The following is a 20584-nucleotide window of genomic DNA, read 5'->3' as shown; positions in this document are numbered from 1 at the left end:
AAGGCCCTCGGCTCTTAAAAACCTGACTTATGAGACTTGCACTCTTCTTATCGCTTTCAGGCTCCGACGCGCTTACCGATGTCGACGTTCTGGTCGATCCAGACCTGGCCTACACCTTCGCCAAACCCGGCGGCCCTCTTGCAACCGCTGACGAGTGATCCTTTCCATGCGCGCGCTTACCTTGCACCTGAAGATACTCATCACCCTACTCGTGGCATTGGGGATCGGCATCACGGCTTATCAGATATTCGTGCTAGGCATCCCGGTAACCGAAGATGAAACCGACGATCTGTGGAGCATTGACGCCAAGGTCGAATTCGTCGCCAACACGAAAGGCCCGATCAAGGTTCAAATGTTCGTCCCACCACTGAACCAGAACTTCGTCAGCCTCAACGAGAGCTTCATCTCCAACAACTACGGCGTCAGCGTCAACCGCAATGATGGCAATCGCCGCGTCACCTGGTCGTCGCGGCGAGCCAAGGGTACCCAGACACTCTATTACCGATTGGTAATGACCAAACGCTACAGCGGCAACGGCGAGCAACAGGCGCCAGCCGCCAGTGGCTCGATTTTCCGTGAGGCCATCCCGATGCAGGGCGCCGAGAAAATCGCAGCGGAGGCCCTGCTCTCACCCATCAGGCAGCACTCGGCAGATGTCGAGACCTTCATCAGCGAAGCCATCAAGCGTATCGGCAACCCCAACGACGAGAATGTCAAGCTGCTGCTGGGCGGCAATGCTTCCGTGTCCAACAAGGCCCGCATCGTCGAATCGATCCTGTCCATCGCGCACGTTCCCCTGGAACGAGTCCACACGATACGCCTGACGCCCGAGCAACTGCAGCAGACTCCCGAACTCTGGCTGCGCAGCTTCAATGGCAAGAATTGGCTGTATTTCAATCCGCAAACCGGCGAGCAGGGCCTGCCCAGTGACCGCATGATCTGGTGGCACGGCGACCAACCATTGGTGACCGTGGAAGGGGGAAAAACCGAAAGCGTCAGCTTCACGCTCAATAACAGCGAAATCAACGCCATCCGCCTGGCCCAGCTCACGGACCAGAATACCCACGCCCAGTTTCTCGATTATTCGCTGTACGGCTTGCCGCTTTCGACCCAGCAGACCTACCAGATCATGATCATGATCCCTATCGGCGTGCTGGTGATCCTGATCCTGCGTAACCTGGTCGGCATTCAGACGCTCGGCACCTTCACCCCGGTACTGATCGCCCTGGCCTTTCGCGAGACCCAACTGGGCTTCGGGATCGCACTGTTCACCCTGATCACAGCCCTGGGCCTGTCCCTGCGCTCCTACCTGGAGCACTTGAAGCTGCAGATGCTGCCGCGTCTTTCCGTGGTCCTGACCTTTGTCGTGATATTGATTGCGATGATCAGCCTGTTCAGTCACAAGCTCGGCCTCGAACGCGGGCTGTCCGTCTCGCTGTTCCCCATGGTGATTCTCACCATGACCATCGAACGCTTGTCCATCACCTGGGAAGAACGCGGTGGCGGGCATGCCTTCAAGGTCGCGGTCGGCACCATCATCGCCGGCTCGCTGGCGCATCTGCTGATGAATATTCCGCAGTTGGTGTATTTCATCTTCACCTTCCCGGCCGTCTTGCTGGTGCTGGTGGGCTTCATGCTGGCCATGGGACGTTACCGCGGCTATCGCCTGACCGAACTGCTGCGCTTCAAAGCGCTGCTCAAGGATTGAGCCATGTTCGGCCTGATCAAAACCTGGAAAGCCCTGAAGGCCAAAGGCATCATGGGCATCAACCAGCGCAACGCGGATTATGTGCTCAAATACAACAAGCGCAGCCTGTATCCGATCGTCGACGACAAGATCATCACCAAGCTGCGCGCCATCGAGGCCGGCATCCAGGTGCCGCAGATGTACGGCATCATCGAGACTGAAAAGGATATCGACAGGCTCCGGGAGATCATCGACGGGCATAACGACTTCGTGATCAAACCGGCACAGGGTGCCGGAGGCGACGGCATCATGGTCATCGCCGACCGTTTCGAAGGACGCTACAAGACGATATCCGGGCGCATCATCAGGCACGACGAAATCGAGCATCAGATCTCCAGCATCCTCACCGGCCTCTATTCGCTCGGCGGCCATCGCGACCGGGCACTGATCGAATACCGCGTCACCCCCGATCCGATCTTCAAAAGCATCAGCTACGAAGGCGTACCGGATATTCGCATCATTGTGCTGCAAGGCTATCCAGTGATGGCCATGCTACGCCTGCCGACGCGCCAATCCAGCGGCAAGGCCAACCTGCACCAGGGTGCCATCGGCGTCGGTGTGGATCTGGCCACCGGCATCACCTTGCATGGCACTTGGCTCAACAGCAAAATCAGCAAGCACCCGGATACCACCAATGCCGTGGACGGTGTCCAGCTACCTGACTGGAACGGCTTCATGACCCTTGCCGCCAGTTGCTATGAACTCTGTGGACTCGGCTACATCGGCGTCGACATGGTGCTCGACAAGGAACAAGGTCCGCTCATCCTCGAACTCAACGCCCGTCCCGGCCTGAATATCCAGATCGCCAACGACAGCGGCCTGACCTGGCGAACCCAGAGGGTCGAAGCCCATTTGCAGGAACTCGAACAAGCCGGCACGCAGGAAACTCCTGCTGAACGGGTTCGGTTCACCCAGCAGCGGTTCGGGCATGTCCAACCCAGAAACTGATGATTCCCGAAGCTGGCCCGAATGCCGGATCCAGGCACTTCCCTATCAGGAAGACCCGGGCCGGCGCTTCGCCCGCATCGCCGGAGAAAACGGCGCCGTGCTGCTGGACTCGGGGCGTCCGATAGCCCGACGCGGGCGTTTCGATCTGTTCAGCGCCTGGCCGCAAATCATCCTGGAACCTGCGCCGGGCGAAAGCGGCAGCAGCTTCTTCCAGCGTTTGCGCCAGGCGCTGGATCAACTCGGGCCGGCGCGCCTGCCGGATGGACTCGACCTGCCCTTCGCCGGCGGCCTGATCGGCCTACTCGGCTACGAGTTCGGCCAGCGCCTGGAAACCCTGCCCAACCGCGCCGTGCGCGATCTGGACACGCCCCCTGCCCGCTTCGGTCTGTACGCCTGGGCCTTGATCAGCGACCACCAACGGCGCACCAGCCAGTTGCTTTTCCATCCCGGCCTGCCGGATACCGAACGCGACCGGTTGATCGGCCTGTTTTCCGCTCCAGCCGGCGCAGACCCGCAAGACGATTTCCACCTACTCGCCCCATTCGCCAGTGATCTGACGACAGACACCTACCGACAAGCCATCGAACGCATCCAGGCCTATATCCAGGCCGGCGACTGCTACCAGGTCAATTATGCCCAGCGCTTTCGCGCTCCTTGCCAAGGTGCTCCCTGGCCAGCGTATCGCCAGCTGCGCCAGGCTTGCCCGACGCCATTCGCCGGCTATCTGGCGTTGGAGCGCGGCGCAGTACTCAGTCTCTCTCCCGAACGCTTTGTGCAGGTGCAGCAGCGCCAGGTGGAAACCCGACCGATCAAAGGCACCCGACCACGCCACGCCGATCCGGCAATCGATGCCGCGCTGGCCGAAGAACTGCGCAGCAGCGCCAAGGATCGCGCGGAAAACCTGATGATCGTCGATCTGCTGCGCAACGATCTGGGCCGCAGCTGCCAGACGGGCAGCATCCGAGTCCCCGAATTGTTCGCTCTGGAAAGCTACCCCAATGTCCACCACCTGGTGAGCAGCATTACCGGGACCCTCGCTCAAGGGAAAGATGCGCTGGACCTTCTGGCCAGCAGCTTTCCTGGTGGTTCCATCACTGGCGCGCCGAAAATTCGTGCCATGCAGATCATCGACGAGCTGGAACCCACTGGCCGCAGCATCTACTGCGGTTCGCTGTTATACCTGGACGTACGCGGCACGCTGGACAGCTCCATCGCTATCCGCACCCTGCTGATCCAGGACGGGCAAGTCAGTTGCTGGGGCGGTGGCGGCATTGTCATGGACTCGGACTGGCAGGCCGAATACCAGGAAACCATCACCAAGGTCCACGTCTTGCTGCAGGCCCTGGAGCGCACCCAACAGCGCTAAAGCCCGACTTTCTGCGACCTATTGAAAGCTTTGCGGATTTCCTTCTCGGCAAGTGCATGCCTGCTGCTTAGACTGTGCGCCCATTCACCGGCGACCCATCATCTTTTGCAATTTCGAGGAGCTGCATGCCGAGCCTGAATCGCATCATCCTGATCAACACCCATCTCAAGGGCGTGGTGGAACTGATCGTGGACGATCACACCAATATCTGCGGTACTAACGCCTCCGGCAAGACCACCCTGCAACGACTGGTTCCGGTTTTCTACGGCGAATACCCCAGCCGTGTGGTGCCCGCTACCCGCGACAGCTTCGAGCGCTGGTACCTGCCCACCGAGCAAAGCTTCATCATCTATGAGTACCGGTGTATGGATGGCCAGCTGTGTCAGGCCGTACTGGCCGCCGCTGCGGATGGCAAAGGCGTGGCATACCGGTTGGCACGCAAGGCTTTCGAGCTGCAGGATTACATCAAAACTCGCCAGGGCAATTTCCTGACCTTCCTCGGCATGGCCGAACTGGGTCGCCAGCTCAAACAGAGCGGCGTAGCAACGACCAAACTGCTCAATACCCGCCAGTTCCGCGCCATCATTCAGAATGATCGCTCTCTGCTCGGTGCTGACAGCGACCGCGGCGAAATGCGTGCCTATGCCCGCCAGTTTTCCCTGTGCGAAGCGGAACATTCCCTGCGCCACATCGAAAAACTGGCCAGGGCGGTGCACTCGCGCGAAGGCAAGATGGAAACAGTCAAATCCATGATCGCTACCATTCTGGAAGAAGATGGCGTCAATCCGCCCGCCTCCGGCCTCAACCTGCAGCGCGTGGAAGCCTGGATACGCGAAAGCCGGCTGATCCAGGGCTTCAACGCCATCCGCCCCAAGTTCGACAAACTCCAGCATGACGATCAGGATCTGCGAGCCTGCGAGCTACGCCTGAGCGGCCTGCTGCACAGTTATCAGGTCGATGAATCCCTCCAATGGAAGCGCCAGGAAGATAGCAGCGTCCTCATCGAACAGACCGGCTTTGAGCTCAAGCAACTGGACGAATGTTGGAAACAGCAACGCGACGAACTCAATCAGGAACTGTCCGCCGCCAAGGGCGACAACAAGCGGATCGAAGCCGAACTCGACCGGATCGAAAACCAGTATCAAGCGTTCCTCGACAGCGGTATCGAGCAAGCCAAGATCGATCTGGAACTGATCCCGGCCTGGCGTGACGACCTGGACAACCTGCAGGCCCGTCATCGCCTGCTGACCGAGCAGCATCAAGACGTGGAGGCGGCTTACAAGGACCGCTGCCAGGAGATCAAGGATCGGCGTGAAATGGCGCTGGAACAACTGCGCGGCCAGCAGGATGCCCTGCAGGAAGAACGCACCCAGCAGCACGAACAGCAAACCGATGCGCTTGCTGCCCTGGAGCAGGGTTTTCATCAGCGTCGCCAGCAAGGCCAGGACGAATTCCACACCCAGGAGCTTCAGCTCAAGGTCGAACGGAACCGGCTGGAGCAGCAGATCGACAACAGCGGCCATACCGAAGAAGAGAATCGCGCCCTGGCCATCTTCGAGCAGCGCCTGGAACGTGCCGATGAAGAACTGGAGGCCAGCGCAGCCAGGGTCAAGGAAGAAGAAATTGGCGAGCGACAGCGGCGCGCCCGGCGCGACGCGGCAGACCATCTCCTGCGCCAGGCCAATCGCCGGCTGGAAGACCGCCAGAGCCAGTTGGACGAACTCAAGCGGGTACTCTACCCCGGCCACTACACCTTGCTGGAGTTCTTGCGCCGCGAACAACCGGGCTGGGAAGAACAGATCGGCAAGGTCGTGCATCCCGAGTTGCTGCAGCGAACCGATCTGAAACCCACGCTCACCGAGCACGCACAGGCCACGCTGTTCGGTGTGCTGCTCGATCTGTCCGCCCTCGAAACCCCGGAACACGCCGCCTCCGAGCAGACCTTGCGCCAACGCTGGCAATGCCTCGAAGACGAAGTGCAGGAAGCAAAAAACCAGCAGCAATTCGCCGAAAAACAGCTTATCGAAGCCAACGAAGCCGTGGAGGACGTACAGCAACGCCTGCTCCTGAGCCACACCGAACAACGCAACCGGCGCGAAGATATCCGGCGCATCAAGGAGGAAAAGCGCAACCAGCAGGAGCAAATCAATGCCGCCTTGCAGGAGCGCAAGCTCAAGGCGCGCAAGCAGCTCACCGAACTGACTGGCGCACTCAAGCAGCTCGCCAGCCAGCACGAACAATGGCTGGCCGACTTGAAAAACCAGCATGGCGCGGATCGTCTGGAAAAAACCGCGTACTGGCAACAGGTGCTCGGCAGCCTCTATGCACAAATCCAGCAGCTCAAGAAAAATATCGAACAACGCCAGAGCAAAGCCCAGCAAGAACTCAAGGAATGCGAAAACTGGTACAAGGCCGAACTGCATTCTCGCGGCGTGGACGAGAACGTCATCGTCTCGCTGAAACGGGAACTGGACGCGCTGAATAAAAAAATCGCCACTGCCGAGCAACGCCGTTCCGACGTACACAGCTACGCTGATTGGTACCAGCACCACTGGCTGCAACGCAAACCGCTGCTGCAAACCGAATCGAGCGAAAGTCAGCTCCGCGCAACTACCCTGGAGCAGCAACTGGCAAAGGCTACGGCTGCTTTCAAGGCCGAGCGCAGTCGGCTGGAAGAGCTACGCATGCAAGCCGCTGCGGCAAAAACCGTAGCGGACGAGCTCCTGACCCGCTTGAGAACCCTGCTCCACCGCCTGAAGGAACTGAAACTGCCGCCCGAAGGCAGCATTCCCGATGGTGAGCTGCACGAACGGCTGCGTCTCGGGGAGAATTTGCTGCAAAGTCGCGAGCAACTGCTGGCGGCCATCAAGGCCCATGTCGAACACTTCGATACCTTGATCGCCGGCCAATCCGGCTCCAGCCTGGCAGAAACCTGGGAGCGCAGCCGCGAAGAATGCACTCTGGTCGGCGAGCGCGGCATTCCGCTTCTGGATCATCGCAAGCTGGTGCCGCACCTGGAGCAATTGCTCAACGTCATGGTGCCGCAAAGCATCATGGCGCTGCGCGAACAGGGCCGGATCTTCGGCCTGGAGCTCAATAATTACTATGATGTCCTGGTCGACATCGATCGCAGCATCGTTACGCAAAGTATCCGCATTACCCGCGAAGTCAGCGAAGAACTCTTTCTCGATGGCGTATCCGATTCGGCAGTGCGCATTCGCTCGCGAATCAGCGAACTGGAGTTCTGGCCTGAACTCAAGGCCTTCATCAAGGCTTTCCAGCAATGGCGCACAGACGGCTTCAACGACCTGCCCGGCGAGGACTACACCAGCAGCATGCGCCGGGCCTTGGATATCATCGGTCGCTCGGCTCTCAGCGGCGGAATCGCCGGGCTGCTGGAAATCGAACTGCGCCTGCGCGAAGGCAACAGCGATCTGGTGATCCGCACCGACCGCCAGCTCAACGAATCCTCCAGCCATGGCATGGCTTACCTGATCCTGTGCAAATTCCTGTTGGCCTTCACCCGCCTACTACGTGGCGCCTCTCCCGCCACCATTCACTGGCCGATCGACGAAATCGGTACGCTGCACCACACCAACGTAAAGAAGATTTTCGATGCCTGCAGCAGTAACAATATCCGTGTTCTTGGCGCATTCCCCAACCCGGATTCAGACGTTCTCTCGCTGTTCGCCAACCGCTATATCGTCAACAAGCAGACGAAACAGCTACAGATAGTCAAGCCGAAGATGGATGCCATCGCGGAGAAACTGCAACAGCGTCAGGCCCAGGAGACGATATAAATGCTATCGACCAAAGGTCAGGTTCTCGAACGCCTGCTCAAGGGCGAATTCATTTGTCGCACCACCGACGAGGAAGGCTGGCGATTTTTGAAAAATCCTGCCAACCGCGAGCAGGTGGACGACTACCTGAGCCAGCTCAACCGCACAGTGGCCATGGTCGGCGGCAGTACGGACAGCGATGTGTTCTTTTGTGGCTACCGCCAACTGGACGACGAGGAACGCAAGGTCATCGCCCAACAGTTTCGCGATACCTGCAATGCACTGGCACCGCTGGCCGAATGGCTGGTACTGGTCCAGGAAGCCGGCGCCCAGGATGCACCGCTGACCGAAGGCACCCCGGTACGCCTCAACGAGCTGCAAACCATCATCGAAGATACTCCCGCGTTTCGCGAGCAGTTGGCCAGGATCAGCCATTACCGGTTGTTCAATTCCAACAGTAACGGCGTCGATGGCCAGCTCAAGCAGGTCTTCAAGCGCCTGTGCGACCTGGGCTACCTCACGCGCCCCAACCCCGACAAGCAGATCTATCTGGCGACCGGCAAACTTGATCATCTCTACGAAGTGATCCGCTTCATCGACGAGACCGAAAGCCTGGATCTGGAAGCCCGCGCGGAAACTGCCAGCCAGAGCAATCTGCTATGAGTGGCGATCTCCATCAGACCGGGGTGCGCTTTCTCAAGCAACTGGCCCGCCATGCAGACCCCATCATGGACGCCTACCTTTCCGGTTCACTGCCCGACCAGGCGTTGGAACCCGCAGTCCAGGATCGGTTGATAAAAGACGGGATTCTCTATCGCCCCGAACCGGAAGCCGATCTGCATCTGCGCCGGACCGTCCGGTCGCTGCTGGAAGAAGCCTTGCGCGATGATCGCAACCGCCAGATCGATGCAAACACCGGTTCGGCGCTGGTCACCTTCAAAACCCTGGCAGCGCATTACAAGGAAGCGCGCCATCAGGGCGACTATGCCGCCGCGGATGTGTATCTGGCGGATCTGAAAGAGCATGTCTATGCCTTCGGCGAAACCCTGCGCCACGGCACCCGTGTGCTCTGGAGCCGCCTGAACAACGAATTCGGTTATGTCGGCACGCTCAACGCCAAGATCCGCGAAAACGAACTGGCGCAATCCCAAGTAAGCGAGTTGCTCAACGGACTGGAGATGATCAGCTTCGAAGAGCTGGCCGAAACGGCTGGCGATCTGCGCGATTTGCGCCGGCTACTGGTTACCCGTTTGCAACGCACCGTCAGCGAGTGCGCCCAGGAGCTGAGCATCGTACAAGGCCGGTTACTGGAATTGCTCGGCCGCTTTCGCCAGATTCGTGGTCGCACTCGCCTGCTCAAGGGCTGGCTGTTGCATCTGGAGCAGCACCCGGACTATCGGATTGGCAATCACACTGGCGCCAAGGAAATCCCGCAACTGTTCAATCAGGCCACGCCCATCCTGGCTCCTGCCGCGGTGGATATTCACAATCAGCAACACGAAAACGAGCTACTGGAATTGATCGCCCAGATCAAGGCGTTGCAGCCCCAGGAGCGTTCCCTGCAAGTACCTGTCGAGGCAGCGGAATTGCTTCTGCATGAACCGGAAACCTTCGAAGTACAGAGCAATCCGATCCGGGAAGCCGTATCGGCCTATTTCTGCAGCGTAATCGACAGCGGTCTGCGTCTTTCCGCGCTGGAATATCGTCAGCACCAAGCGTTGCCCTGGGATGCCGAAAGCTGGCTGTATCAAGTCATTGGTGGTTTCGAAGGGCTGCCTGCAGAACAGAAACGCCACTTCGTCCTGGACCCGATCGGTGAGCCGCACCCAGACTATTCCGGCAATTTCATTATCAGGGATATCTGCCTGTGGCTGGCTTGAGCAAACGGCATATGCGACTGGTTCATAACCAATTACGCAAATATGCCCATCAAGTAAAACTGACTCCCGCCTGGCGGGAAATCCACACAGTCTTCGATATCGGCGAGATACGCGGTAACCAGCTGTATTTACCGCCAGAGCAGCAACGAATCCTGGCTGAACTGGCGCACCAGGCATGGGGAATAGATCCACTGGAACCCCTGCCCACTGGTAACCGTGTACAGGCTGCTGCCACGGCCATCGACGAAAAAATCGCCCCCACACGTCCCGACGAAAACCATGTGCTGGTCAAAGGGCGACTACCCGCGCCACTTCCCGTCTTATCTGCGCAGTTGAGCCTGCGCGTACCGCTATCCAGCCTGGACCTAGCCCAGATAAGGCAGGTATTGATAATCGAAAATCTGGACAGCTTCGATGACTGGCAGGAATTTTCTCTGCCGCCAGAGATAGCCCAAAGTCTGGTTCTCTACCGAGGCCATAACGGACTGGCCAAAGGCCTGCGCACTTTGCTGGTAAACCTGCCCCAGGCTTGCCGCATCACGGTCTTTCCCGACTGGGATCTCGCGGGCCTGCAAATCGCCCATACCCTGCCACGTGCCGACGCACTCCTTGTTCCTCGTCTGAGCAAAAAACTATTGGAAAAAGGCCATCGCGGACACTTTATCCGCCAACACAGGGCAGCTCGATATCTGGATACCGCAAAACTGGATGGCTGGAACAAGATCTGGCTCGACATGAAGGAAAAACAGATCAGCATCAAGCAACAGCACATGCTGGCACTCGCCAGCGAGCTGCAACTGATTTGGCGCTGAGAACCGGGTCGGTCATGCGCCAATAGAAAGCTCGACCAAGAAGTAGAGTATGTGACGGGATAAAGCGGCAGGATCCTGGTTCACACAAGACGCTGGGAAAGCACGGCCTTCGCGCCTGGGCTGACCAACGAGCCTGACTGCCGGAGCAGCCCGCTATCATCGGAGCTTCGGAGCCGGGTCGCTTTTATCCGGCCCGGCTTGAGAAAAAATCAATGAGGTCGAGCTACGCTGTTGGCGAAGTGAGATATGACCTTATCGCTGTTGCAACTGGCGATGTTGGCCAACGAGATGACTCCGACCAGCCGTTTGTCTCTGTCCACCACGGGTAATCGCCGTTTTTCGATTTGCCCCATGTTCTCGGCTACATGATCCACCTCTTCGTCTTCAAAACAGTAACAGACGTCAGCGCTCATGATTTCGCTCACCGGCGTTTGCAAATCAAGTCCGTCCGCTACCGCCCGAATGACAATGTCCCGATCAGTAACAAGGCCTGCCATTCGGTCATTCTCATTGACAATCAACGAACCTGTATCAGCCTGCCGCATCAGTTCTGCCGCTTCCTGCAAGGTCGTTTCCGGCTGAATAGTCCAGACTTCCCGAGTCATGATTTCATTTATTTTCATAAGGACCTCCCATTGGATAGCTTCCTATCCGGTTGGCAAGAGGCATCTTGTCTGCCTCGTTAACTTTGCCGCCTGTTCAGTAGGCTCGCGCTCATCAAGGAAAGTTCAGAGTCTGGATGGGTGCCCGATAGAACGACTACAAGTACATAAAAAATAATTCTGACTTTCGGCGCATAAGCACTAGCTGTCAGGTCAGGCAGGGCTTTTTCTCGTCGGGTGTTTGGTCCCTGCCAACCGCTCATACCGCGCCAGCGCTCGGCCGTTCAAGCTGCGACGCACGGTCAAAGTTCGGACCTCAGGCTGTCGAAGGCGTCCCGCAGGAACTTGGATGCCGGCTTCCGCTGGCCAGTCTGGTCCCTCCATGCCTGAAGCGCGACTCTCATCGCACCGATGGATACCATGGCCACCATCCGCAGCGCCGGACGGCGCTCAGGCTGCCGCCAGACCTCGCACAGTGCTTTGAAGAGCGCCTGTTCCTGTTCCGCGTAGTGCGCTTGTTTGCGTGCAAGCAGCGATTCGCTCGACAGCATGAGATTGTCGATGGCGATCATCTGCTCGGTCGTGTAGCGCGCAATGTGCTTGACCATCACATCGCGAACCGCATCGAGCGGCGGCACGTCGGGTGATGTCTTCAGCAGACTGACAATCAGACTGGCCCGGTCGGTGTCCAGCCAGAAAAAGATGATGTCGTCCTTCGACTTGAAGTACGAGAAGAAGGTGCGGCGTGAGATGCCGGCTTCTGCCGCGATGGCGTCCAGCGTCGTGCTTTCGTAACCGTTGGCGAGGAACAGGCGCTGCCCGACTTCGGCAATGCGCTGACGTGTTTCACGGCGCTTGCGTTCCCGCAAGCCTTCTGCGGGCGCAATGCCCACGGGGGGGAGGGTTTCCGACATTTCTGGATAGCCTATTGCGCGCATGCACTCAGTGCTATAAGTTTTGCACTTAGTGCAAATATTTATGCACCTATCTTACCTTCCTTTCTCATGCAAGGCAAAGACCATGACCCACTGGATAGCTTCAGACACCTCCTCTCGGTGTGGCCGCACGGCGGTCGTCACTGGAACTGCGACTCCGGATTCCAAAGTACGCCCGACATATTCCCGGTGGCGAAACTACCTCGCCACCTTCGGTTTGCTGCTGAGCTCCGCGTGTGCCACGGACAGTTCGATTGCGCAGAGCGCGCCCAAACCCGATTGGAGCCTGGCCGATATGCCTTCTCAGCGTGGGCGCATCTTCCTGGTCACGGGCGGGACGAGTGGCATCGGCTACGAAAGCGCCAAAGCCCTGGCGGCTGCCGGTGCCGAGGTCGTGATCGCGGCGCGCAATCCGGAGCGGGGCCAGGAGGCGATCACGAGCATCCGCCAAGAAACGCCCCAGGCGCATGTGAGCTTCGAAGTGCTCGACCTGGCCGATCTCGCTTCGGTCCGCGCGCTGAGCGAACGCCTCGATGCGACGCTGCCCCGTCTCGACGGCCTGATCAACAACGCAGGGATCATGGAGCCGCCCGAGCGCGGCACCTCGGCGGACGGGTTCGAGATGCAGTTCGCCGTCAACTACCTGGGCCATTTCGCCCTGACCGCGGAGCTGCTGCCACTGTTGCAGAAGGCCGATGCTCCCCGCGTTGTCACCTTGTCCAGCATCGCCGCCGACCGCGGCGGCGCCATCCACTTCTCGGACCTGCAGTTCGAGCAAGCCTACGATCCGGCTGCCGCCTACAGCCAATCTAAGCTAGCCTGTCTGATGTTCGCCCTTGAGCTGCAGCGCCGCAGTGATGCGGCAGGCTGGAGCCTCCAGAGCATCGCATCCCATCCGGGGGTTTCGCGTACCGATCTGCTGGTTCATCACGGCGGCGTCACGGGATTCGTCCGCCGCAACCTGTCGTTCCTGTTCCAGCCGGCTGCACAGGGCGCGTTGCCGACGCTGTATGCCGCCACCGCGCATGAGGTGCAAGGCGGAAGCTACTACGAGCCGACCGGCATGATGGAAACGCGTGGCCCGCTCGGCCTGGCCAAGGTGCCCGCCGCCGCGACGGATGCCGAGGCAGCCGCCCGCCTTTGGACGGTCAGCGAAGCGCTCAGTGGCACGCGGTTCCCGTCGAGTGCCGCGGCCACCGTGGCGCTGCCGCGACCTGCGATCGACCTGATCTCCATTCTCGTCTCGGACACCGGCGTACTCCAAGCCAGGCCCCTCTCCCCATGAGCCGAATCACGCCACCGGCGCCGCGTCGCCCACGCCTGCTGCAGATCCTGTTCAACCTTCGCCGCGAGGAGGTCGGGCCGGTACTGATCGCGGGGTTATTCTTCTTCTGCGTGCTGACTGCGCTGATGCTGCTGCGGCCGGTGCGCGATGCGCTGGGCATGGAGCGCGGGATCGAGAGCATCCGCTGGCTGTTCATCGGCACCGCGCTGGTCACGCTGGCGGTGAACCCGCTGTACGGCTGGCTGGTCAGCCACCTGCGGCGGCTGCAGTTCATCGGCGCGACCTACGGCTTCTTCGTACTGAGCCTCGTAAGCTTCTGGGTACTGCTGATGTTCGCGCCCGGCGCGGTCGGCCAGCGCAGCGGCCAGTTGTTCTACGTCTGGTTCAGCGTGTTCAACCTGTTCGTCACCATGGTGTTCTGGGCGCTGCTGACCGACCGCTTCACCAGCGATCAGGGCAAGCGCCTGTTCGCCCTGATCTCGATGGGCGGCACACTTGGCGCGATCTTCGGGCCCTGGCTGACCTCGCAACTGGCCGAGCCGCTGGGCACGCCCAACCTGCTGCTGGTCGCCGGCGGATTCCTGCTGCTGGCCCTGGCCATGGCCTGGCTTCTGGTTCGCGTGGCGCCGGACCGGGCCGACACCGATACGTCCGACGCCACGGCCGGATTCGCCGGCGAGGCCGAGCGCATCGGCGGCAGCACCTGGGCGGGCCTGCGCGCGGTGTTCCGCTCGCGCTACCTGACCGGCATCGCCGGCTACATCCTGCTGATGACCGTACTCGTGACCTTCGTCTACTTCACCCGCCTGCAGATGATTACAGCGATGGCCGACAGCATGGACGCGCGCACGGCGCTCCTGGGCAATATCGACATGTGGACGCAGGTCGCGGTGCTGGTCCTGCAGCTCACCCTGACCGGGAAGATCATCACGCGCTTCGGCCTCGGCGTGGCGCTGGCGATCCTGCCGGTGGCCACCGCGCTCGGCTTCATCGGGCTGGCGATCTACGGCTCGTTCGTGGTGCTGATCCTGCTGGAGGCCGCCAACCGCGCCGTGCAGCGCGGCATCACCCGGCCGGCGCGCGAGGCGCTGTTCACCGTGGTCAGCCGCGAGGAGAAGTACAAGGCCAAGGCTTTCGTCGACACCTTCATGTACCGCGCCGGCGATGTCATCGGTGCGCAGACCGAAGGTGCGCTCGGGCGGCTGGGCCTGGCTATAGACGGACTGGCCAGCGTGGTCATGCCGCTGGCGCTGGCCTGGGTCGCGCTGGGCCTGTGGCTGGGGCGCGCGCAGGCACAGCGCGTGAAGCCGCCGCCGGCAAGCGCCGCGCCTGCGGCCTCCAAGGGTGCGCATGACGATCCTGGCCAATCCGTGGTGCACGCCACAGCCTCCCCTGCGCAGGCAGTGAGCTGCCGGCTTCCGCGGCGATGACGTCCAATTACCCGGCCTCTTCCAATGAACAACGAAGACATCAAGATTGAACACTGGATCACCCGATACCCGCACGACGACACCGCCAACGAGTCGGGGTTGTCAAACGCGGACGGATGGCTGCCACTCTTCAGATTCCGCAGCGACTATCGCCTCGTGTCATTCACCTACCTCTGCTCTTTCTTGTCTGACCCAATCGATCTCACTGGAAAGAAACAATGAACTGGTCCGAAGGTTATTTCACCGGCCTCAACTACACGTACGGGTACTACGAGCAACTCACCCCCTCCATGCTCCGCTTAGCAGTCCTCGCGAGTGGCTATGACCCCCCCAGGTGCAACGACGACTACAATTACCTAGAGCTGGGCTTCGGCCAGGGGGTCTCGGTCAGCTTCCACGCCGCGGCAACCAGCGGGACGTACTGGGGAACGAATTTCAATCCCGCTCACGCGGCGAATGCGATCGAACTGGCGGCTGCCTCCGGTGCACGCACCCATCTATCCGATGATTCGTTCAAGGAATTCGCGCTCCGAACCGATTTGCCAGATTTCGACTACATCGTGCTTCACGGCATCTGGAGCTGGATCTCGGACGAGAACCGGGACGTCATCGTCGATCTGATCCGCCGCAAGCTCAAAATCGGGGGCATCGCCTATGTCAGTTACAACGTCTACCCCGGTTGGGCGCCCCATGTCCCCATTCGCCAACTGATGTCGCTCTTCAAGGACCAGGCCGGGGCCAGCTCGGGAGCGGAAGGCACCATCTCCGGGGTGCTGCAGTTCGCCAAGGACGTGTTCGCCGCGGGCGCCGACTATTACAGGAACGTTCCGGCGATGGCCCGGCATCTTGAAACCCTGAACGTCCGCAACAGTGCCTACATCGCCCATGAATACTTGAACGCTGACTGGAAGATATCGACGTTCGCCGAAGTGTCCGCCCAACTTGGCGAAGCCAAACTCACCTATGCGGGCTCAACCCACCTCCTGGACAACATCGAACTGTTCCGTTTCACGCCAGATGGACAGAAGATCCTGGGCCAGATCGGCGATCCTCTGCTTAAGGAAACCACCAAGGACTTTCTGACCAACCAGATTTTCCGACGCGACGTGTACGTAAAAGGCACGCGCCGCATTCCACACGGCGAATTCATCCAGCGTTGGAAGGAACAGTTGTTCGTGCTGACCACGCACAAGAACGAAATCCCACAGGAAGTCGTTCTTCCGCTCGGGACAATCCTTCTCTACAAGAAGGTTCCGGCGGACGTCATCGATGCTCTGGCCGAAAACGACTATGCGCCGAAGACCATCGCACAGATCAGCGAACACCCGAAACTGGCCTACGCCAGAATCGAGGAGGTCATCAAAACGATGATCCTTCTGGTAGGCGCAGGCCATGCCAGCACCGCCCAGGTACCCACGGCCGAGATCGTTGCCCGTTGCAAGAATCTCAATCGCTACGTGTGTGACCGCGCACTGGTCGTCCGAGAGGTCGAGTACCTGGCTTCCCCGATTACCGGTGGAGCCATCAACGTATCCCACACCTGCATGCTGTTCCTCAATGCCATCGGCCAAGGTCGCAGCACGGTGAAAGAACTGTCGCTGTACGTCTGGAAATTTCTTGAAGCTATCGGCGAGCGCATGAGAAAGGACGATAAGAAAATTGAATTCCACGAGGACAACCTCGCCGCGATCGAACCGTTGGCCGAGCGTTTCCTGACCTCGATGCTACCCATGCTCAAGGCGCTGCAGGTGATCTGACGCGGCCCGGGCCGGACGCTATGAACAACACCGTGCCAGGGCGATCCGGCTCTTCGCGCTGACCGTCGGTTCCTGGCTCTATCGGATGGAATACGGCACGTGGTTCCTGCTGTCCGGCGGTCTCGGTGTAGGCAGGGGCTTCACGGGCTGGTTCGACATGATCATGGCGTTCTTCTTCTACATCCCCAATCTCGTTATCGCCGAACAGTTCATCCGTTCGCGCCGGAAGGAACGCGGCGCGCTCGTCAACCTGGGATCGGCTGCGCTGCTGTTGGCTGCGAGCGCCTTCGTCATGGTCGTGACATGGAGCTTCACCAACGGCGCTTGGGGAAGAAGGATGGCCAGCGGCCTCCTGGAAGCATCGTTCTAGGCCGATCAGCCGTCATGGCCGCCCGACAGCTTCGAGATGCAGTTCGCGACCAACGCAGAGGCGCAGCGAGGCCGCCCGGGTTCCAAGCGCATGAGGAATCACCGCAATCCAAGAGGAGAAAAGCGTGCACGGTGACCTGATGCACACTCGGGACAGGAGTTGAGCCGGGGGAGCACAACACCGGCTGGGGCGGGTTCCCGGGGTTCGAATGGCTATTGTTAATCTGCACTTAGTGCACCAAATCATGCGCCAAGTGCTGAATTTTTCGCGTCAAGCGTACCTCCCTATCCCCCGCCAGGCAATGATCATGACCAACTGGACAGCTTCCGACATCCCCTCCCAACATGGCCGCACGGCGGTCGTCACTGGAACCGGCGGCCTTGGGTTCCAAGACGCCTTGGCGCTGGCCCGTGCGGGCGCAAACGTCATCATTGCAGGTCGAAGCCAGTCAAAAGGGGCGGCAGCCGTCAATCGGATTCGCCAAAGCATTCCTAGCGCGAATGTGAGTTTCGAGGCGCTGGATCTCGCCAGCCTCGATTCCATCGCGGCATTCGCCGAGCGGCTGCGACATTCGCAGGGCAGCCTTGACGGGAGCCAAAGCTCAACGTCGGCATTTTTTGCATACTCATTCTTGCCGCCTTTGTCACTCGCTGATCGCGGCTTCAACTCCGCCTAAGCGCGTCGAATTGGCCAGGCGCACCGCCTGACGCTTGTGCTTACGATCCACCTACGGGTAGGTGCCCAGGAACATGCGCTTTTGCTTGCCCGCCCAGCAGTAGCGGAAGTGCCAGGACCGGCTGCCTTGTTCTGAGACGTCGAGGGAGAGGCCGTCGATCTCGCCGAGAGTGTATGCCTTGCCCGTCGCCTTTGCCTGGCGAACGGCCGCGTCCGAGAGTGCCATCGTTCCAGCTCCTAACATCGTGTTAGAGCCAGATCTTCATCTCGCCTACCGCACTATCCCAGCAATAATGCGGAACCCTGCGCACTCGGCTTGATGAAATAAAAAATGGACTAAAAAGTCCTGAATACAGATGGATTTCCGTAAACTGCGTTGGAACGAAAAAAGGACCTTTCGGTCCTTATTTCAAGGATTTACAGACGTCAGTGGACGTCTGTAAATCATAAATTGGAGCGGGAAACGAGACTCGAACTCGCGACCCCGACCTTGGCAAGGTCGTGCTCTACCAACTGAGCTATTCCCGCGTCGTCTTGACGGGCGACATTCTATAACTTTAATAGCTTACGTCAAGCCCTTGATTAAAAAAGTTTATTTACCGTTTTTCAGATATGGCCAGGCAACTGTCAGATACAAAAGCATCGACCATAAAGTCAAAACGGCGGCTACTGTCAGTAGCATATATCCGAGGCCAACCCAAAAAGTTAAAACTGGGGTATTAGCAAGAAGAATGATCAAGGCAACCATTTGGGCAGCTGTTTTCCATTTTCCCTGGCGGGAGACAGCTACTTTTGCTCGGGCTCCTATCTCAGCCATCCACTCACGCAACGCCGAAACAACGATTTCACGCCCAATAATGATTATTGCCGGCATTGTCAACCAAAGATTAGCGTGTTCTTCAACCAGCAAGACCAAGGCGGTAGTAACCATTAGCTTATCCGCTACTGGATCAAGAAAAGCTCCTAAGGATGTCGTTTGCTGCAAGCGCCTTGCAAGATAGCCATCCAGCCAATCTGTCAATGAAGCGATAGTGAAAACCGTACTAGCCGCCAAATAACTCCAATGTGCATGTATAGAAAACAACAAAACAAATAACGGAATAAGCAGAACACGTAATACAGTAAGAAAATTCGGTATGTTCATTTGAGCCTAATCCGCTGGTTTGCAAGCATTTTACTCACTGTGCAAAATCGCATAAATCGATTCCGCCAGTTTTTTACTGATGCCTGGAGCTCTTGCTATCTCGTCTACACTGGCTCTGTTCAACTCTTGAAGGCCACCAAAATGCTTGAGTAACTCCCTTCTTCGTCTGGGTCCAATTCCGGGCACATCCTCCAAGCTCGATGTCCGTCGCACCTTGGCTCGACGTGCCCGATGGCCTGTAATAGCAAAGCGATGCGCCTCATCACGAATTTGCTGAATTAAATGCAAAGCCGGTGAGTCCGCCGGCAAAGACAACTCATTTGTAGCATCATTCAGGTACAAGGTTTCGAATCCCGGCTTGCGCGTAACCCCTTTGGCAACCCCCAAAAGAGTAAAACCAGAAATAGCCAATTTATCTATCACTTCGCGCGCCATACCAAGCTGTCCCTTGCCGCCATCAACAAGCAGAATGTCAGGTAATTTTCCTGAACCCTCCCTCGCTTTGCTAAAGCGCCTGGTTAATGCTTGGCGCATCGCCGCATAATCATCGCCTGCGGTAATTCCGTCGATGTTATAGCGACGGTAATCGGTCTTAATCGGCCCTTCTCTTCCAAATACCACGCAGGAAGCAACGGTAGCCTCACCACTCGAGTGGCTTATATCAAAGCATTCAAGGCGTGTGGGAACCTCATTTAATTGCAGAGCTAGACGCAATGCTTCGAAACGCGCCAATAACTGTTGTTTACTGCTTAACCGTGCAGTCAGGGCCTGTTCTGCATTAGTCAGGGCCAATTGCAACCAGCGCGATCGCGTACCCCGCACTCGATGGCTGATACTGATTTCGCGGCCTTGCGATTCGAGGATGGCATTTACCAGGGTAGAAAAATCTTCGTGTACAACATTGACGATCAGTTCTTCAGGCAAATCGCGCTCGAATAGGCCAAGATAATATTGTTCGAGAAAGGCAAGAAGAATCTCGCTAGTTTTTTCCTCAATACCCACGCGAGGAAAAAAATTCTTGCTCCCCAGTACCCGTCCACCTCTTACGCTGATCAGATTGATACAAGCGCCGCCCGGGCTGGCTACAGCAGCAACGATATCTACATCGCCAGAGCCTGCTTCCATGCTTTGCTGGTTCTGTACTCGCCGAAGAAAAACTATCTGATCGCGTATCGATGCGGCCTGCTCGAAGTCCAGGCTGGCTGCAGCGCGCTCCATATCGACAGAAAGCTCTTGAGTCAGAACATCGCTACGTCCTTCAAGAAACATGACGGAATGACGAACATCCTGAGCGTATTCGACTGAATCGACCAATTTTACACAAGGGGCCTTGCAACGCTTGATCTGATACTGCAGACAAGGGCGTGTGCGGTTTTTGAAATAGCTGTCTTCACACTGGCGAACAAGAAAAGCTTTTTGCAGCAATCCCAAGCTTTCTCGAATCGCTCCAGCACTGGGATAGGGACCAAAATATCTGCCAGCTTCTTTTTTAGCGCCACGATGAAGACTCAAGCGAGGGTAGTCACCCGCAGACAAAAAGACGTAGGGATATGATTTGTCATCACGCAGCAGGATGTTATAAGGCGGTCTCCATTGCTTTATCAGCGTCTGCTCAAGCAAGAGAGCTTCCGTCTCATTCGAAGTGATAGTCACCTCAGCCTGGGCAACCTTTGCAACCAGAGCTGCAGTCTTGGGCGCCAAGCCAGATTTTCGAAAATAGCTGCTCAGCCGTTTTTTGAGATTGCGGGCCTTACCAACATAGAGCAGCTTGCCTTTTTCATCCAGCATGCGATAAACGCCTGGTCTCGCACTGCATGATGCAAGAAAAGCAGACGAATCGAAGACAACGGCCAT

Annotated in this window: 17 protein-coding genes, 1 tRNA gene and 1 pseudogene; 13 read left to right on the top strand and 6 right to left on the bottom strand. The window is 58.4% G+C overall.

Translation table 11 applies throughout. The features are described 5' to 3' along the window. Positions 1–29: 29 nt before the first annotated feature. The 8 genes from FHR87_RS19485 to FHR87_RS11620 all read left to right on the top strand — a co-directional run bounded on the left by FHR87_RS19485 (position 30) and on the right by FHR87_RS11620 (position 10532). Positions 30–158 (top strand): hypothetical protein, encoded by a 129-nt coding sequence (locus FHR87_RS19485; RefSeq protein ID WP_275944077.1) that lies wholly within the window; start codon positions 30–32, stop codon positions 156–158. An 8-nt stretch (positions 159–166) separates the two neighbouring features. Then, positions 167–1708, top strand: coding sequence for an osmotic stress tolerance membrane protein RloB (gene rloB, locus FHR87_RS11650; RefSeq protein ID WP_183166899.1), 1542 nt, complete (start codon positions 167–169; stop codon positions 1706–1708). Positions 1709–1711: 3 nt separating this feature from the next. Further along, positions 1712–2695, top strand: a complete 984-nt coding sequence (locus tag FHR87_RS11645) for an alpha-L-glutamate ligase-like protein (protein WP_183166898.1) — start codon at positions 1712–1714, stop codon at positions 2693–2695. Beyond that, positions 2676–4061: an aminodeoxychorismate synthase component I gene (gene pabB / locus FHR87_RS11640; RefSeq protein WP_183166897.1), complete on the top strand. Its 1386-nt coding sequence runs from the start codon at positions 2676–2678 to the stop codon at positions 4059–4061. The genes FHR87_RS11645 and pabB overlap by 20 nt, the downstream gene beginning before the upstream one ends. 125 nt (positions 4062–4186) lie before the next feature. Further along, positions 4187–7861 (top strand): ATP-binding protein, encoded by a 3675-nt coding sequence (locus tag FHR87_RS11635; RefSeq protein ID WP_183166896.1) that lies wholly within the window; start codon positions 4187–4189, stop codon positions 7859–7861. Beyond that, on the top strand, positions 7862–8503 hold the full coding sequence (locus tag FHR87_RS11630; protein ID WP_183166895.1) for a hypothetical protein: 642 nt from the start codon (positions 7862–7864) through the stop codon (positions 8501–8503). Next, positions 8500–9720 carry a phosphoenolpyruvate carboxylase gene (locus tag FHR87_RS11625; protein ID WP_183166894.1) on the top strand — a complete coding sequence of 407 codons (1221 nt, stop codon included), beginning with the start codon at positions 8500–8502 and terminating at the stop codon, positions 9718–9720. Before FHR87_RS11630 ends, FHR87_RS11625 begins: the two co-directional genes overlap by 4 nt. A gap of 11 nt (positions 9721–9731) precedes the next feature. Next, complete coding sequence (locus FHR87_RS11620; protein ID WP_183166893.1) at positions 9732–10532, top strand: DUF7281 domain-containing protein; 801 nt, start codon at positions 9732–9734, stop codon at positions 10530–10532. A 209-nt stretch (positions 10533–10741) separates the two neighbouring features. Here the strand turns inward: FHR87_RS11620 and FHR87_RS11615 are convergent, their stop codons facing one another. Continuing rightward, the gene (locus FHR87_RS11615; protein WP_183166892.1) at positions 10742–11155 is read right to left on the bottom strand and encodes a CBS domain-containing protein; all 414 of its coding nucleotides are present in this window, start codon (positions 11153–11155) and stop codon (positions 10742–10744) included. Positions 11156–11436: 281 nt separating this feature from the next. Beyond that, a complete protein-coding gene (locus tag FHR87_RS11610; RefSeq protein WP_183166891.1) occupies positions 11437–12048 on the bottom strand; it encodes a TetR/AcrR family transcriptional regulator in 612 nt (203 codons plus the stop codon). 316 nt (positions 12049–12364) lie between these two features. Here FHR87_RS11610 and FHR87_RS11605 point away from each other — a divergent pair, with 316 nt between their 5' ends. The 5 genes from FHR87_RS11605 (at position 12365) to FHR87_RS11585 (ending at position 17587) form a co-directional block, all read left to right on the top strand. After that, entirely contained in the window at positions 12365–13354 is a 990-nt protein-coding gene (locus FHR87_RS11605; RefSeq protein ID WP_420826739.1) for an oxidoreductase, read from the top strand. Further along, positions 13351–14784: an NTP/NDP exchange transporter gene (locus tag FHR87_RS11600; protein WP_183166889.1), complete on the top strand. Its 1434-nt coding sequence runs from the start codon at positions 13351–13353 to the stop codon at positions 14782–14784. Before FHR87_RS11605 ends, FHR87_RS11600 begins: the two co-directional genes overlap by 4 nt. Before the next feature lie 218 nt (positions 14785–15002). Next, positions 15003–16541 (top strand): methyltransferase regulatory domain-containing protein, encoded by a 1539-nt coding sequence (locus FHR87_RS11595; protein ID WP_183166888.1) that lies wholly within the window; start codon positions 15003–15005, stop codon positions 16539–16541. 85 nt (positions 16542–16626) lie between these two features. Next, positions 16627–16911, top strand: coding sequence for a hypothetical protein (locus FHR87_RS11590; protein WP_221189823.1), 285 nt, complete (start codon positions 16627–16629; stop codon positions 16909–16911). Positions 16912–17119: 208 nt separating this feature from the next. Then, a complete protein-coding gene (locus FHR87_RS11585; protein WP_246336016.1) occupies positions 17120–17587 on the top strand; it encodes an SDR family NAD(P)-dependent oxidoreductase in 468 nt (155 codons plus the stop codon). A gap of 54 nt (positions 17588–17641) precedes the next feature. Here FHR87_RS11585 and FHR87_RS11580 read toward each other — a convergent pair. From FHR87_RS11580 to uvrC, 4 genes and pseudogenes are all read right to left on the bottom strand, one after another. Continuing rightward, positions 17642–17812, bottom strand: a pseudogene (locus FHR87_RS11580) (Arm DNA-binding domain-containing protein); the annotation flags it as partial. Between the two features lie 226 nt (positions 17813–18038). After that, positions 18039–18114, bottom strand: a tRNA-Gly gene (locus FHR87_RS11575). Between the two features lie 64 nt (positions 18115–18178). Further along, entirely contained in the window at positions 18179–18730 is a 552-nt protein-coding gene (gene pgsA, locus FHR87_RS11570; RefSeq protein WP_183166886.1) for a CDP-diacylglycerol--glycerol-3-phosphate 3-phosphatidyltransferase, read from the bottom strand. Between the two features lie 30 nt (positions 18731–18760). Further along, positions 18761–20584, bottom strand: coding sequence for an excinuclease ABC subunit UvrC (uvrC, locus tag FHR87_RS11565; protein ID WP_183166885.1), 1824 nt, complete (start codon positions 20582–20584; stop codon positions 18761–18763).

Source organism: Azomonas macrocytogenes, from assembly GCF_014191985.1.
GTDB classification, from domain to species: Bacteria; Pseudomonadota; Gammaproteobacteria; order Pseudomonadales; family Pseudomonadaceae; genus Azomonas; species Azomonas macrocytogenes.
Note: the sequence above shows the minus strand (reverse complement) of the source record. Positions and strands in the feature narration are given on the sequence as shown.